This is a genomic window from Psychrobacter sp. Pi2-52, from assembly GCF_904846705.1.
Classification (GTDB): Bacteria; Pseudomonadota; Gammaproteobacteria; order Pseudomonadales; family Moraxellaceae; genus Psychrobacter.
The window spans coordinates 31,963-48,990 of sequence record NZ_CAJHBS010000011.1; the positions used below are offsets into that span (position 1 = coordinate 31,963).

Below are 17,028 nucleotides of genomic sequence, written 5' to 3' on the forward strand. Positions count from 1 at the left end.
CCTTATGCTGTATAAGTTGTACCACTAGTCCCATCTGTCCCAAGGTTTGTATTGAGTTGTTTTTTGCTGAATGAATAAAGTTGTTTAAATTTATACTTTATTTATAAAATGCATCTTACATATAATCATATAGAGGAGTTATGATGAAGTTTTCAAGAGGATTGTTAACTTGCTTGGCAATAACAGCTGTATCTTTAAGTTCGGTAAACGCTAAAATTAATAATGGCAATGATTTTTTTAAGAATCAGCAGGTAGAGGTATTTAATCAACCTCTGGGTGATGGCGTGAAGTCAACGACTTGGTATGCTAAACCATTAAGAATACAATTACCCGAAAACAATGCTTTGAAGCCTGAGGTGATGTGGCTTCAGGTGTATTCAACCGGATATACAGGCGCCTTCAACCAGTACGTTGAAATAAACTGTAAGGAGCCAGTCAAGTCTCACATTATGACAGCTGATGGGGATAAAATTAGTTTTAAAACGTCAATGGCTTACCCAGATGATCCTTGGGATGACAACTTTATCAATCATATAGACAGAGATGCGGTCGGAGGTATTTTCTCGTATTATTGTTCTTAAAATATATAACTAAATATCCTATTTAAAAAGCTCTCTTATTCACTGAATAAGAGAGCTTTTAGTCTTTTAATGTTCACTCCGCTTTTAACATGGGACGAAAGGGACAGTGGGACAACACCCGTCGCTAAAGGTTCTAAAGCAGTCCTGGTCGTTTCAAGTTAAGGTATGACTGGGACTTTTATTAGTAAACCCTTATTGGTATTTCTAAGCAGGTTCATAGTTCAGTATTGACCCTTTAATACCATAAACACGGGGACGTTGTTTAATACAAGTTGTCGGAGTTTTATAAGTGTTGCGACCAAATTCATTCACAATCAAAAGTCCAGCTTCTTCTATTACTTTCAAAACCTTACGCTTACTAAATGGTGAGCATACATCTTTTTCAAAATCACTAGTAAAAAAGTAGAAATCGTTTGTGTCGCGATTATGGTAGCCAGCACAATTGCTAATCTTGTCTTCAAAGATTGTAGATCCTTTATTGTAACAAGGCTGAAACCTGCTTGAACCATGTCTTTCAATAAATGCTTTAACATTATTGATGATTTGTCTCTCTTCATGCTCACCATCGTGTCCATAGTTGTCAAGCCAGTTACTAAAACATACCTTGACTGCTGCTGTAGCTTGCCCAGTTTGCCAACCAGTAATACCAGCTTGTGTTGCCATCTCCCCTGCGGCAGCTACAAGCGCAAATCTTTTAGCGACCCTGTGCGCCTGTGATGATAGATCATCGTATTGCAGCATAAAGCCTTTAATTAAACTTTTAGCTTTAGCTGTAGTTTCTACTTTATTAGCAGTAACATAATTAAGCCAAGCAATTCCTGCTGTGCCGTGGTATTTAGAGGCGAGTTCTTTAATTTTATCTGCCTGTTCTGAACCAGAGTCTGCCATTACAAGGCTATCAAAAACTCCATTGCCTGTACCAGCGTCAGCTTCAATATGCGCAACGCGTATTTCGATTCCTGCAGTAACACCTTTAGACTCATATGCAACATGTTGTTTGATTGATTGCTCACCATTGGATAGAAATATGAGGCGCCAAGTATGAGATTTTTGGTTGTCTCCAGAGGCAGACCTTCGGGATTTACTAACTCCATTAGCTAGCATATAAGCGGTTTTGACAGCGATGCTAGGTTCGAGCTGTCCTATTTCATCTAACAGTAAAACGCTATCGTTATGCTCTCTAGCTGTACCCTCGAGTGCATTGTCCGTCTGTCTCCACGTTCTAACTATTACTGTAGGCTTCCCCCATACACTGGCTCCTAGGAACATTGCAATAGATTTACCTATACTTGATGAGCCTAGCATGTGAAATCCACCTCCATCATAGCCTAACGGCTCTAATAGTTGTCCTGCGAATGCACAGCATATTGAGAATACAAGACGGCTTTGTTCAGCAATTAGTTTGCATATCTCATCACGCCATTGAACAACTGTACCTCTCTGAGAGAGTGCGTTACTATTTATGCTATCAGATTGATAGACAGTCATTTCATCAGCATTTTTACCTAGCGTGCGATTATGTAGTACGTATCGATCACCATGCCAGCCCAATTTATCAACACACAATGCTCTAGTTTCAATAGGATGCTGCTGTAGATAAATATCTAAATATTGACGATGTTTAATATTAGGTGTGATAATTAAACCTTGACTGGCCAAATATTTACGGTATTCGCGTGTATCGCCAAGAAATGAGCCACTTGCTATAGAGTGTTGATGCATTACTCTATCAGCATCAAACCACCTTACTAATACACCCCATGAAGTGCTATGAACATCTCGCGTTCTGGCAATAACCTCTATGGGTGAGCAAATAAAAACGTCATGCTGTCTAGGAGGTTTGGAAGATTTTTTATCATTGAGGTGTACATAATATAAACCGTTTGAACGTAATTCAAAAAATCCATTTTCGTAAACGAATCGTCCATTCGATTTAGTTTCTGCTATAATTTCAGATGATGGCTCGTCAATGTCATCTGAGGTATTTTCTGAGAGCTGGTCATCCTGCAAGATGACCGGCTTTTTTATTAAGATAGCTGATTGCTCATCAATTATCTTAGGATCAGAAATCTGATTGTATTTACTCATGACTATGCTTCCTCATTGTTGGATGAAGAAATATGACTATCTAACCAGTCATTAATATCGGACACACGCCAAAGGCTGGCACGTCCCATTTTTATTGGGGCAGGAAACTTCCTTTCATTTATGAGATGGTAAAGGTGTTTAGCGGAAAATCCAGTGATACCGCTTGAGGCGGGTCTGGCTGTAATAGTACGTTGCTGACCTGACTGAGTGATATAAGTTTTAGCTTCGCGTTCAGGCTGGTTTGCGAGATCTGACATTCGCAGGAATTTATTTTTCAATTTCATAATGTTACTCCACAGCATTGTGAGTTGTAGCCAGTCATGGCTGGTGCTGTAGAGTAATGTTATAGGTGGAGTTCCTACATGTCATTTCTATAGAAATTATCATAATTTCTATAGAAATTTTTTAAGGCGTAAGGTTTTGTTTTAAATAGTTTTTTGCTTCTGGAAATTTCTTGTTTAATGAGCTTTGAGATATACTATCAGTAGTTTTGTATTTGTCTAATATTATCTCTATTAATTTTTTTTGTGTGTAATTTGGTTTAGCAACGTCTCTAATACACTCCATTACTGCACCTAGAATCAATAAGCTATCTCCTTGTCCTTCTTTGCTATTAGCTAGCTCATTATTTTTTTCTAGATCTGTTCTTAATCTATCAATTTCATTTTCTAGGCTAAAAATTTGCTTGTTAGCACTATCTAAGTTTTCTCTAAGAAGTGTATTTTCTTCAAGATTTTTCAATAAAGAAGGCTGATGTTTCAGTAGGTTATTTAACGAATAGCCTTTATAAGATAATAATCTTTCTAAGCTATTACGATCTATAGTAGTCTGAGTAAGATCCAAGGTATCATTAACGTTTAACCCATTAACAAAGTTATTTTTTACTATTCCTTCATATATAAAATCTGACTCAATACAACTAACTGTTTGCATATATTTTTTAGAGTACTCTTCAGGATATCTATTTCTATTAGAGTAATAAGCATATGAAGAGTCAGTTATATATACATCTTCTAAAGCTATACCTAAATATAGTGCCGCAATTTGAGGAATGTTAAAAAAAGAAAGATAGCTTGCTAGGCTACCGTTAGCAGGTATATCTTTAGCGCGTGCTAAGCTCAGTTGATTTATTGTGATATTTTCGGTATCGGCTCGCTTTAGATAATAATCTGCATAAGTTTGTTTGAAGTTGTCATGCACATTCAGTGTATGATTGTGATCTTTATGATATGTGGCATCGTCAAGAAATTTTCTAACCTGCACAGATTGATATGCAGATTCATCCTCAAGAAAGACAAACTCGCTATCTCTTAATAGATAAAAATTTCTTAAACCTTTAGAAGGGTCAATCGTTGATAAATAATTAGCAATTGAACTAATGTCTTGATTATGTTGTGCTGCTAATTCCTTTAAATATTCAGTAGCTAGAATATAATTACTATTAGATTCTTCTTCATTATTTATAGAGATATTGTGTCTTATTTTTTTAAACAGTCTCATAGTAGAAAGCCTTATAGATATTATTTATTTTATGCTAATTGTATAGTTAGCTGATGTATTAGCTCAGGCGACACGCCCTGCGCTTGTAAACTCTTTATTAAAATATCCTTATCATGTAGCGCTATATCAGTAGCTTGCTCATTACGACTATCCATTTCTTTCTTGACTTCATCTGGTGTAAGCAATTCGAAGCTCATTGCCTTACCAGCTCGCAGATCGTCTAGATGATTTGCCCATTGATTCATCATCATCTGTCGTTCTGCTAAATGTGCAGACAAGTCATAGCGCTTTTTGACACTAGACTGCTTAAGATGGGCTAACTGTATTTCTATTACATCTTCACTGAATTGCATTTCATACAATCCCGTGCTGGCAAGCTGTCTAAATCCATGCCCAGTCATTTCAGGGTAGGGATCACCTGTGTAACCCATGCGTTTCAGAGCTTGATTAAACCAAGCCTCACTATAAGGTTTATTCTTTCTGAAATTATAAAATACGTAACCCGTTTTTTCTGTCAAAGGTCGCATACGCTCGATAATGGCCATCGCTTGTGATGATAGCGGAATGATATGGTCTTGACGCATTTTCATCTTATGAGCCGGTATACGCCACACATTTTTATGATAATCAATCTCCGACCACTCAAAAAACCTTAGCTCTTTCGTTCTAACAAAACAGAAGGTCATCAGCTGCATGCCAGCCACGGTTTGTTCATGGGCATTCGGATGATCTGCAACATATTTATCAATATTACGTAATAATTCAGAAAGTTGATGCTGCTCGACTGCTTTCATACGCTTAGCCTGATGAGGTCTTAAAGCTTTATTACGACCATGAGCGACATTAATGATATCGTAGCCTAACGTATTAATAGCATATTCAAAAACTGAGCCAATTAGCTCAACACACTTACTTGTAGTATCGGCTGTCCATTTGCCTTGTTTTTCGAAGTAGTTTTGAATTTCTAGACCTGTTTTGATAACGTCTTGTGCAGTAATAGAGGCAATAGGATAGTCACCGATATGAGGTGCAATATGCCTATTTAGGTAGTTGTGAAGTTTTTGAATATTCTTAGAGGTAGTGGTAGATTTTTCGTCAATATAGCTCTTGGCAATCACTCTAAATAAGTCTTTTTGCTCAAAATTATTTTTTTCATGATTTTTGTGTTTAGTTGGGTCAATGCCATCACTGAGGAGCGCCTGAGCTTTATCGCGTGCCAGCCGAGCCTCTTTTAGTGACACCTCTGGTTTAAATGTAGAGCCAATGATTTGCTTGGCAGATTTATAAATACCAATCTGATAAGTTTTTTGCTTTGGCTTAAGATCTTTATCGGATTGATAGCGATAAGTCACCTGCCAAAACAGTGAGCCATTTGGATGTTGTATCAGGTATAGATTGTTGCCATCACCATGGCGCGTGACTTTGGTCGGTGTGGATTGTTTGGCGATGGCTTTCACGCCAGCGTCAGTTAATCGATAGTCTTGTCTTCTTGTCATGGCTTATACCTCAAGGCGTTGAGAGGTTTAACAACAATCTCATCGCATAATTAACAACAAAAAATGATGTTGTTTATCATTTAACAACTTATTTAACAACATTGTAGAGGTGCTAGCAGGTAATGACAAGTAATCAATAAAGACAAGTATGTATATGTATAATGGGTTTAAAGGGCTTGAGGTAATGCGAGGTTATGTCTAAATACAATGATTGGTGCGCCCACCAAGACTCGAACTCGGATCGATCGCTTAGGAGGCAACTGCTCTATCCTGTTGAGCTATAGGCGCATTATGGAGTGACATTGTAGAAAAAAGCAGTCATAAAAGCAATCAACAAAAGATAAATAAAGACAATTTCTTCTTACTCACCATTGCTAAGCGCGTCAGTGACATCTACAGCATGATCACCTGATGCATTTTTTGCCTGTGAGGTTGGTTTAAATAAGTCATTTACACTGTTCTTATAACCACTAATGTTCTCATAATCATATTTTTTTAGTATATCTTGACCTGTGCTCGATAGTAAAAAATTACGGAAGTTAATAGCAGTTGTATCGTCTGTCAGGATGACACCTTCAAGCGCCTGTTCATCTTTTAGCGCATAGTTAAAGGGGTTTAGAGTGTGTATCTTTTTATCTTTATCATGCGTACTATTATCACTATTTTTATCAGATGCATTACTTATATCACTGGCCTCAGTACTTTTTTGTCTTTGATCATTTCTATCTTGTGCCTGTTGTAACTCTGACTGTAGGAGCGATACCCGTTCTGTGGATAGGCTATCGTCATTGGTAATAATCATATCTGTATCAAAGACAAAGTCAGAGAGTTTGTCTTTGGTAGAACCACTACTTGGTACTGTAAGAAGGTCGTGAGAGGGGACATAGCTCGCTAACACTTGTACGTGCGGATAACGAGATTCAAAGCTCACAATGATATCGTCCAAAGGTATCTGTAACTTCTCCTCTGCTCGAATGTATAAAACACTGTCAGCAATCTCTCTTGATTCATCCCCTTTCGTACTAGGGTCTGCTTCACTTTCACTTGCCATGATTGGCAATGGGTCTGTGTTTTTTTGATTACTGGTCCACAACCAAATGAAGACCGCGATAAAGATTGTGAGCAGTAGCAAGATTAGCCCAGCCAGCAGTAGTTTGTAGTCTTTCATATATTACTGCTCTTTTATTATTAGTTGATTCATAGCAAAGTTTATATACAGGGTGGTATCTAGTTTTCAAAGCTTTTGTTCTAGTACTTCATCGGTTAATTCAGCCAACATGTCTGCAAAGATATCCGTGTCTGCAGAAGGGGTAGATACTTGTTCTTCATTAACCTCACCACTTTCATCAGTATGGCCATTGGTTTGGCAATCTGTTAGAGGATCAGATTGGTCGTTTAATACCTTGGCAGCAGGTGTAGTAGTTTGATGCGCTGCTAACGGCGATTCACCGGTTAATAGTCTGTCTTTTAACCATCTAAACCCATGTGCCTCCCACCATGCTTCAAAACGTGGCAACGTGCTACTACGTACCGCTACAGGTAGATCTAGCGTTCTCAATTTCTGCGCAAGGATAGGGTCGCTGATAGCTTGATGGATGCTCAAATAAAGTGAGCTACTATCATCGGTATAGGGTCGTCTGTTTTTCCATGATCTGTCATCGATTTTCATACGTGGCAGTTGCCACAACTCACCGCGATAATACACGACGTATAAGCGTTGTTTTGGATGGACAAAAATAGCATCAATGGGACGCAATGGCATAATATTAAGTAATCCCGTCAATAGAAAGTGTTATTTAGATACAGGTTGTAAAGGCCAATTTAAAAACCGCAATGAGATTATTTCATTGTAAATATAAATGATAGTATAAAACGACACTAAATGTCGCAAGCTTATTATAATATCGGCATTTACACTAGTAAACGATAACCATCAATGGCACACTGATAGCAAATTTGGCAAGTCAACGTTATCAATGGATATGTAGAATTTGCTACTATGATTGTTTTTGTTTCTGGCCCTCATGCTAGCAGAAATGCATCATAGTAACGACCATCAAACATGGATTGATGAGTAACGACTTTTGTTTTGTATGGACGTTTTATAGCGTTTTTGACATTGGATACAGACATCTCATCTATAAGTGAAGCCTTTTTTATTAATCCTAATATCTCACCTTTATTGCAATCAGATTATTGTCTATGTTCACTATTATTCAGTCGCACCGTACCGAAAACCTCGTTGATCAATTGCTTGTACAATACCAGTCCAAGGATCAGCCGGTTTTTGAACCCTTCATTGTCATTGTGCCGTCAATGGTATTGGGTGATTGGTTGGATAAAACTATTGCTAGCCGTGCTGGTATTAGTACCTTGGTGCGTACTAAATTTTGGGGTCAGTATCAATGGACGCTGATGCAAGATGTATTGACCCGTCATAATGCATACTTACTGGCGCAAAACCCTGAAGCGACAACTCTAAATGTACCCGAAGTGGCGGTGTTATCACCGACAGTAATGCAGTGGCGATTGTTTGGGTATTTGACTTATTATCAAGAGACAATCGTTGCAGATGAAAAGCATCCAGTTCATCCATTGTTAGCGTCTTTGATTGATGACCCACAGGCCATTGCTCAACAAGACAGCTTACAACAGGATAAGGCGCAACAAGATGCTCGTGTTTGGCAGCTGGCAAGCGATTTGGCTAGGGTGTTTAACCGCTATTTGACTCACCGTGAGGATTGGTTGGCATTATGGTCGCAAAATAAGCCGTTGAACGTAAGTGAGTTGATAGCGGATAAAGACGCCTTATCCCTGCGCTTTGATAAGTATGCGCGCGGCACACCTGAGTGGTTGGTCGAGCATTATGTTGAGTTGGAAGTCGCCCAACGATTCTTGTGGGCGCATTTATTTGCTGATGTTCATCTACACCGCGTGGCACTGGAGCGTGCGTTCTGGTCGGCCTTAAAAGATAACAAGGCGAATGAGCGTGACCAGTTACCAACCATACTGCGTATTTTTACCATCCAGCAACTGCCACAGACTGAGTTAGACTTTCTACAGAGTCTGTCGCAATACATGAATATCACGCTATTGCATTACAATCCATCAAAGCTGTTTTGGGCAGATATCGTTGATAAATCATGGTTACAACGCCAGCAGATTATCAACCCTGAGAGTGTGTTTTTGCGTGATTACGGTCACAGTTTGTTGTCACGTCTGGGCAAGCAATCGCGCGATGCTTTTGCCATGCTTGCCAACTTGTCGGGTAATGAGCAGTACGACGATGCACTGGTTGAATGGCAAGATAACTTTGATAAAGGTGTAGATAATGTGCTCGGTCATTACGATTATGAAAGCATAGATGCTGCTGATGACGCTGTCAGTACTCAAGATGCCCAAGGTAACCTGAGCTTATTAAAACGTTTGCAAAATGATGTGTTGATGCTTGATGAGCAATCGACCCAGCAAGCAACGGCTGCTACAGTCTCACAAGCAGTAAGCAAGCAACTAGAGCCAAGCTTTGATGGAGATAAGCCAGCAACGGCTTGGTATGAAGATGAAGCGTTAGAGAATAAGCGTTTTGAGAAAGACCGTTTTTGGGCAATCTCTTCCCAAGATAATAGCCTAAGCATTCATTCGTGTCATAGTTTGCAGCGTCAGCTTGAAGTGCTGCGTATTATGATTGGTCGTTGGCTAAATGAACCTATCAAACTTGGTGAAAAGAAACGCCATATCTCTGACATTGTGGTGCTGCTACCCGATGTTGAACGTCATCATGCACTGATTGGTTCTATTTTCGTCAATGGTAAAGGTCAAGACGGTTTGACTTTGCCTGCTAAAGTGACTGGTGTTGTTGATGCCGATATTCGCCAGTTATGGGAAGCCATTATCGGTTTTTACAAACTATTGGGTAGTCATAGCGCTCGTTTTGAAGCAGCTGAAGTCTTAGACTGGCTCATGTTACCGCCATTGTTTGAAAGCTTTGGACTGACTCATGAGCAAATGAGCCGTGGCTGTGATTTATTGGTAGAGGCGGGCTTTATTCGCGGTTTTGACGAGCTGCATCTTAAGCAAACTTTAGACAGCAATGATTACGACTATCGCTTTAGCTTTGCACAGGCATTAGACAGATTAACTTTAGGTCTGGTCATGCCAGAGGCTGAGTTGAGCGACTGCTTATATGATCTAAATGGCGATGAATGGCCAAGCACTGCGTTACCAGAAATGACCTTGCCGTTACCACAAGTGAGCCTAAATGATGCGCTGATTGTTGAAGCGCTTTGCCGTATTTATACTGGTTTGGTCGCACGTCGTGATGACCATACACAAAAAATGAAAGCGGAAGACTGGCTCGATCAGATTGAGACACAAGTTATCCATCGCTACTTTGGCGATGTGGACCAAACGCGTACCATGCGCGCCATTTACAATGCGATGAATGGCTTTAAATCAAGTCTGCGAGCCAATCGTCACTATAGGCAGTACGCTAGTGGTGATGTCGACAACAAAGAAGTAGAGCAGAGGCTGGCAGGTGTGGAGCAGTTGCCGCTCAAGCTGAGCTTTATGCTAGACAGTATCGAAGCGGAGCTAGAGAGTCAGCAGGTCAGTGCGGAGCCGACGGGGGTGATTACCTTTGGTCGATTTGGTGCACTAAGAAACGTGCCGTTTGAGCTGGTGGTTATGCTCAATATGGATCTCTCTGAGTTTCCTGGGCGTGATCGTGACAACCGCTATGATTTGATGAAAGCGACCAATGCCCGCCGCGGTGACAGAGTCAGTGAAGATGATGACAACGGGGCATTTTTAGATGCGCTACTGTGCGCGCGCAGTGCATGTTGGATGTTCTACAACGGCCAAAGCTTGACGGACACCCATGAGCATTTGCCAGCCAACCCAGTGAGTGAGCTATTGCAATTCCTACAAGGCGAGGTGCAATGGCAGGTGAACTCGCTTGAGACATTACCTGAGAATATTGATCCCACCACGGAAAGCCTTAAGCGTTACTTACCTAAATTGATTAAGCAGTGGCTAGTGACTGAGCATCCTGCACTGCCTTTTCATGAGAGTCTGTTTGAGACAGAAATCGAAGGCATTGATGTTTCTGAGCAAGCGTCTCCTGATATTGATGACAATGCTAATGCCAACATTACTATCAATACTCAGAATACCAGCCATGTCGATATGATTGATGAGCTGGATACTTTATTAAATACAGCCATGCGCAAAACCAAGCTAGCTCAGAAAAAACAGTTTCCGCCTGCGCCGCTTTGGCAAGCGGTGTTTGATACATTGAAAGGGCGAGTATCTAGTGAGCCTATGCAACTGGTCGGCTTACCTACAAAAGTACAGTATGAGTCAATCGCTCAGGTGCTTGGCCAAGGCTTAGGTCAGCTAGGGCAAGTAGACAATCAAACCTTGTCTGCATTGGTTGAACTGTTGGCGCTAGATACGGTTGTCGATACTAGCAATGGCAATAACATGACAGAGGTGCTATCTGATAGCATATTTAACATCGGAGAGATAGATATTGAAGGGGCATTGGCTTACCAAGTGCGCCATCCTGCCAAAGCATTCTTACGGTCTCAAAAGGTGCATGTGGTACAAGGTGAAGAAGCACTTTCGCATCAAGAGCCGCTATTTCTAAACAGTTTAACTACCTATCAAATTAAAGATCATTTGATTAAACAGTTGGTTACTGATGAGAATAAGAAGAATGATAGTGATGCAGCGGATAAAACCACCACTCCAATCCTAATGTATCAAAAAATTATGCCTGCTGGTGTTGCTCGCCAAACCACGCTACCCAATCAACAAAAGAAACTGCAACAGCAATGTCTAGAGTTCAAAGAGCAGCTAATTGCTAATGGCTTTGATGAAAGCAGTATTCTCAACGAGAGTAAGGCAGATAGTAGCAGTGTATTACAGCTACTGACGCCAACCGCTGAGTATCCCGTTCAGATAGAGCTAAAAAATATACTTAGTAGCACTGACAACGAGTCAAGCAATCAGACAGATATAGAGGGTATAGAGACACTGCTTAAGCTGTTGCCAAAAATCATTAAGATCAAAGGTTCAGTACCAATATTAGCACCCATATCAATTATTCAGGCGGGCGTGCCTTATGCTCAGCAATCACCCAAGCAGTGGTTAAATATATTGCCCAATTCTGCCAGCCCTAGGCATTTACTCAAGTTTTGGTTGTCACATTTGTATTGGCAAGTGGCTAGACGTACCACTGCCGAGCAAGTAGTATTAAATGATGGCGTGAGTATTTGGCGCTTTAATAAGCCCAGCTCACAAGTCAAAAAGTATGACAAGGTCATCACATTCAAACTGAGCCCGATTGTGTATGAAGATGCTGTGATTGAGCTGATAAAATGGGCTGTTTTTGGTAAGTTAACGGGTCAAGTGCCTATTACGTTATTACCAGAATATGCACTTAACTACCTTGATAAGTATCTAAAGCCTGAAGAAGGTGACGGTAATAGCTATTGGCCAAAACGTGCCGACTTCTCAGACTGGTTAAGACCCAACTACAACTCAGACACGGTATACGATACTTGCTCGCAGCATGCCATTTGGCAATATGTACTGCGTGACCAAGATGCATTTAAGGCTTTGTCAGCAGCGTTGACTACATTAGCCCAGCCATTATACGCGCCGATGTTTAATGCGTTAACTAACTTAGATAGTTAGCCAGTTATTTAGAACAGCCTCTAATTAGTTTTTGCTATTTTGTTTTGATAAATAATAATTAAAAGTATGCGCCCATATGACAGACCTTAGCGATCCAACCAGTACCATTGACTTGTCTACACAACCGAATTTATTTGATGAATATTTAGATGAACTGACTTTATCTGCTGTGCCTGAGCGTAAAAATGATGTCATACCGGCAGTTGAGGTTGATCTAACGGGTAAACACCTGATTGAAGCCTCAGCGGGCACGGGCAAAACTTGGACGTTGACCGGTATCGTGCTGCGCCTACTGATCGAAGCGCGACGTGCACCAGAGCAAATCATTGCCACGACTTTTACACGAGCCGCCGCTGCTGAAATGCGTCAACGTATTCATGATCGTTTGGTAGATTTTTATCAATTATTACAATGGGTTAATAGCCTAAGTGCTGATACTGGCAATAAAGAGAGTCTCTATCCCAACATATTGCAAGTCATGCCTGAGGGTAATAAAGACGCACAAGCAGGCAGTAATTCAGACGTAGACGCAAACGTTGAGACAGATATTGACGATTTAAATCAAGACCTTGCTGCTGATAAGCAAGCGGCGGCAGAGAAACGTAAACAAGCAAAAAAAGACCGTGAAGATTGGCTGGTTAATCAGGCCAAATATGTGCGCTTAGACGGTATTATGCAAGATCCTATCAACCTGCATCTCGTCGGTTATTTGCTAGATCATGTGTACAGTTACCCCATGGCGGAAGCTATTAGGCGTACGGCACTGGTACTAACCACATTGGATAAGCTGTTTGTAGGCACGCTCGATAGCTTGGCGCAAAAATGGCTGACGGAGTACAGTAGCGAAACTGGTCACCAGCAGGGTATGGGGATTATTGAAGACAGCAGTATTGAACAAGTTACAGATAGCATTGTTCATGATGAGCTGCGTCAGTTTCAGAGCCGATTATACTATGAGCAGCCTAAACTTTACGCGCTAATGGATCAGCAAGGTAAACTGTCTGCAGTGGGCGATCATAAGAAATATGTGACGCGCTCACTCAACTTTATCTCTGCGCCGATTGATGAAATAAGGATTGAGAAAAGCTTTGACTTTGATGCATACGAAGAGCTAATCAATGAGTTTTCTCAGTTAGATTTAGCTGATATCCAGCCTTACTTAAATCCTGATTATAGAAAGTCTCAAGGTTTTCGTGGTGGTTCTAATTTAACCAAACAGTTTAATGCCATTATCGAGGTGCATCAAAAGATATCGCAGTATCAGATGACCTTTAATAGCTATTTAAATGAGAGCGAAAACAAGATTCTGACATCATTGCAGGATTCTAGATATCCCGATGAAGATGGCAAAATTAAGAACTTTAATAAGAATAAAGAAAAAGAGCATCAGACGCTTTTTGAGTTAGAGACTATTAGTAAGTTAATGGCTATCTTAGAGATGCTTGATAGTTTAAATCAGCATATTTTGTTGGTATTAGCCAATCTTAACCGTCATATTGTGCTGGCTGTGCGTAATAGACTACCAGTAATTTTAGAAGAGCGCGGCGAGACGACCTTTAGTTTGCAGATGGTACGCTTAAACCAAGCATTGACTGGCCGCCAAGGAGATAAGCTGGCGCGTTATATTCGTCATCATTATCCTGTGGCATTGATTGATGAGTCGCAAGATATCAATGGCGAGCAAGCCATTATGATTGAAAGCATTTATTTGCCAAAGAATAAGCGTAAACAGTCGGACAATGACAAGCAGTCAACCACTAAAAAAGCCAATCATGAGTTTCTGCTATTGGTTGGCGATCCCAAACAGGCTATTTATGGGTTTCGTGGTGGCGATGTGGCCAACTATAATTATATGAAAGCCCAGTTTGACAAGAGTACGCTTTGGACACTTGATATCAATCGCCGTTCTAATGCGGGTGTGATTAACGCATTGAACTGCTGGTTTGGTATGGCTGATGCAACAACTGCTGAGAATAAGCTGTCGCAGTTGGGTACTGGTATTCACTACCAACATATCAAAGCGGCAAAACCGGAATATGAGCTGTCTTGGTTTAATGCGTCAAATAGTCTGGATGATGTACTGGTGACAGAGGTGCTTTCTGATCAGCCCGTGAGCTTATTGCACCTGCCTTATGACAAGGAAAAAAAGTTTGATTATGATGAGCATGAAATAACAGCTCGCCATATAGCCACTTTGCTTAATAGTGGTCAGACACTTAAAGGTAAGCCTATTCAGCCAAGTGATATTGGGGTGTTGGCACGTGCTAAGAAGGACTTAAAGCGAGTTGAAGACGAGCTGGTAAAACTTAATGTGCCGACCTTGACCACTAGTGATGTCAGCATCTTTGAGACGATTATGGCAGAAGATGTGGCAGCATTGCTGAGTGCCATGCTATACCCGTATCGTCATGACATGATTAATCGGGTATTGACCAGTCATCTATATGGCCTGAGTATCAAAAACATCAAAGCCATGATGACGGATCATGAATCAGGTATTACCGAGGGTAGCAGTACACCAAGCGCCCATTCAAACCGTTCTAATTCGAAAGACCTCTCAACTAATGAAGCTACTGATACTAAAAAAAGCTATCAAGACTTTATTACCTATCTAAAAGAAGGGGCACAGCGTTGGCAACACTTTGGCATCTTATCAGCGCTACATTATTTATTAGATAAAAGCCCTGTACAGCCACAAGGCGTATGGCAAGCCCTAGCTGCGCATCCAGAAGGTGACCGTCATATCATGGACTTGCGTCATGTAATGGACATCTTGGCGCAGTATGGTCTAGGCATGGGCGAATATGAGCTACTGGCGTGGTTCAGGCAGCATATAGATGCAGCGCCTAATAGTGATTGGGCTAAGCAATATCCGCTACCGACAGAGTCTGGTGTGCAATTGATGACTATTCATAAGTCAAAAGGGCTTGAGTTCCCTATTGTCTATGTATTGGGGATGGATGATGCCAGTAGAAAATCAGGCACCAATGAGAAGTATGGCCTGTACTTATATAACGCGCAACAAGCGCCTTCAGCGTTAGTACAACAGTCGACAGATAATCAATCAACAGGAAATCAGCGCCGCTTCTCACCATTGCAAGGATCTGCTACTGTCGAGGGCTACTACACCGATATCGAAACACAAGAAGGTTTTGATGAGCTGCGCCGCCTTGGCTATGTAGCATTTACTCGGGCTAGTGAGCAGCTCTATGTAGTGTTAAAAGAGGCCTATAGAAATACCGATTGTGACTTAAGACCAGTGTGCCATTGGTTTGCCTCCGAGGATGTCAAGTTTGAGCTACCTGATAGACTCAAAGGTACCATAGGCATGCTCAGAGGGCATAAAGTTAATGAGTTCTATGACAATAATTACGCAAACAAAACTGCTAATTCAACAGACGTAAATGACAGTGCTCAACTGGCTACTACCAAATCAAATGCTCATAAGCCTACGACAGAAGCTATTGAGTACGCGCCATTTTCTGAGGTGATGAAAACCAATTATTTTTATGGTTGGGCTAAGACTAGCTTTACCGCTTTGGCACGTCAGCTAGATGAATCTACACAAGCAATGGCGATAGTGGATGAGCGTATTGATGATGCGATAGAGATTGATATGACGGAGTCTTCAGCTTCGAATATCTCTTTACTTAATAACGACGAGTCTCTCGAACAAGACAGTGAACTAAGCCTCAAGTTAGAAGATGATATCCGTTTTACCTTTGTAAAAGGCGCCAATGCCGGTACGTTTTTACATGAGATATTTGAACAAATTGATTTCACTAATAAAGCCCAGTGGCCTCAGGTTATTGATAGAGCGATTAGTAGCTATCAATTGCCGCTTATATATAGCAGTGCTGAACAACAGAGCCGCAGATCACAAGGCAAGAAACAAAGAAATAGTGATGGGTTTGATCTTGAGTCAATAGATACAACCAAGCATGAGGCATTAATTAATTGGATTGAAGAAGTGTTGCATGCGCCACTGTTGGCTTCCAATCAACCCTTGATTGCTCTTGATAAAGGTAAGCGATTTGCCGAGTTAGAGTTCAACATGGGGCTGTCAGAGAATTTTAAAGCACAGGATATTAGTAAGCTTTTCCAACGGTATTTACCTGACGAAACAGATAAACACGTCACTCTAGTGCCACAAAACAAAGCACATCTGTATCGTTATTTGCGTGGTGAGATTGACTTGGTGTATGAGCATGCTGGCAAGTATTATGTGGTCGATTATAAGAGTAACTTTCTAGGAAATAGCCTAAGCGATTACAATGAGGATACCCTCAAGAAAGCAATGTCTAAAGCGGGGTACTGGCTACAAGCAGCAATCTATCAGGTAGCATTGCATCGGTTCCTTGCTATGAGAATCAGTGATTATACGGGTAACGAAGATAAATATTTAGGCGCTGTAGAGTACGTATTTTTACGCGGTGTGTATGACCCGAATGCTCAGGCAGCTACTATGCCTACATCGCAAGATGTGGTTCAGTCTAATCACGATAACTTGAGCGATAAAAGTTGTTATGGACTGGTTACTTGGGATATTCCCATTGCATTCATTAAAGGTCTAGATGCCTTGTTTGGCCTGCCGGATTAATAAACCTTATATAGCAATTAGATAGATAAAAATTGTTATAGCAGTTAATCAGATTAAAAAGAGA

The 17,028-nt window shown here is 40.8% G+C and carries 9 protein-coding genes and 1 tRNA gene; 3 read left to right on the top strand and 7 right to left on the bottom strand.

Annotated features, from left to right (window positions below; all coding sequences use genetic code 11):
- The first annotated feature begins 140 nt into the window (after positions 1-140).
- Entirely contained in the window at positions 141-581 is a 441-nt protein-coding gene (locus tag JMY00_RS07560) for a hypothetical protein (protein WP_201579704.1), read from the top strand.
- A 204-nt stretch (positions 582-785) separates the two neighbouring features.
- Here the strand turns inward: JMY00_RS07560 and JMY00_RS07565 are convergent, their stop codons facing one another.
- The 7 genes from JMY00_RS07565 to JMY00_RS07595 form a co-directional block, all read right to left on the bottom strand.
- Complete coding sequence (locus JMY00_RS07565; protein WP_201579705.1) at positions 786-2,669, bottom strand: DUF927 domain-containing protein; 1,884 nt, start codon at positions 2,667-2,669, stop codon at positions 786-788.
- Between the two features lie 2 nt (positions 2,670-2,671).
- A complete protein-coding gene (locus JMY00_RS07570; RefSeq protein WP_201579706.1) occupies positions 2,672-2,953 on the bottom strand; it encodes an AlpA family phage regulatory protein in 282 nt (93 codons plus the stop codon).
- Between the two features lie 121 nt (positions 2,954-3,074).
- Positions 3,075-4,169 carry a hypothetical protein gene (locus JMY00_RS07575; protein ID WP_201579707.1) on the bottom strand — a complete coding sequence of 365 codons (1,095 nt, stop codon included), beginning with the start codon at positions 4,167-4,169 and terminating at the stop codon, positions 3,075-3,077.
- A 29-nt stretch (positions 4,170-4,198) separates the two neighbouring features.
- On the bottom strand, positions 4,199-5,665 hold the full coding sequence (locus JMY00_RS07580) for a tyrosine-type recombinase/integrase (protein ID WP_201579708.1): 1,467 nt from the start codon (positions 5,663-5,665) through the stop codon (positions 4,199-4,201).
- 212 nt (positions 5,666-5,877) lie between these two features.
- Positions 5,878-5,953: transfer RNA gene (locus JMY00_RS07585), tRNA-Arg, on the bottom strand.
- A gap of 73 nt (positions 5,954-6,026) precedes the next feature.
- On the bottom strand, positions 6,027-6,833 hold the full coding sequence (locus tag JMY00_RS07590; RefSeq protein ID WP_201579709.1) for a hypothetical protein: 807 nt from the start codon (positions 6,831-6,833) through the stop codon (positions 6,027-6,029).
- A gap of 66 nt (positions 6,834-6,899) precedes the next feature.
- Positions 6,900-7,427, bottom strand: a complete 528-nt coding sequence (locus JMY00_RS07595) for a hypothetical protein (RefSeq protein ID WP_201579710.1) — start codon at positions 7,425-7,427, stop codon at positions 6,900-6,902.
- Between the two features lie 440 nt (positions 7,428-7,867).
- Between JMY00_RS07595 and JMY00_RS07600 the strand changes: the two genes are divergently transcribed.
- Both JMY00_RS07600 and JMY00_RS07605 read left to right on the top strand, forming a co-directional pair.
- The gene (locus JMY00_RS07600) at positions 7,868-12,364 is read left to right on the top strand and encodes an exodeoxyribonuclease V subunit gamma (RefSeq protein ID WP_201579711.1); all 4,497 of its coding nucleotides are present in this window, start codon (positions 7,868-7,870) and stop codon (positions 12,362-12,364) included.
- Positions 12,365-12,440: 76 nt separating this feature from the next.
- On the top strand, positions 12,441-16,964 hold the full coding sequence (locus JMY00_RS07605; RefSeq protein ID WP_201579712.1) for a UvrD-helicase domain-containing protein: 4,524 nt from the start codon (positions 12,441-12,443) through the stop codon (positions 16,962-16,964).
- The last annotated feature ends 64 nt before the right edge of the window (positions 16,965-17,028 follow it).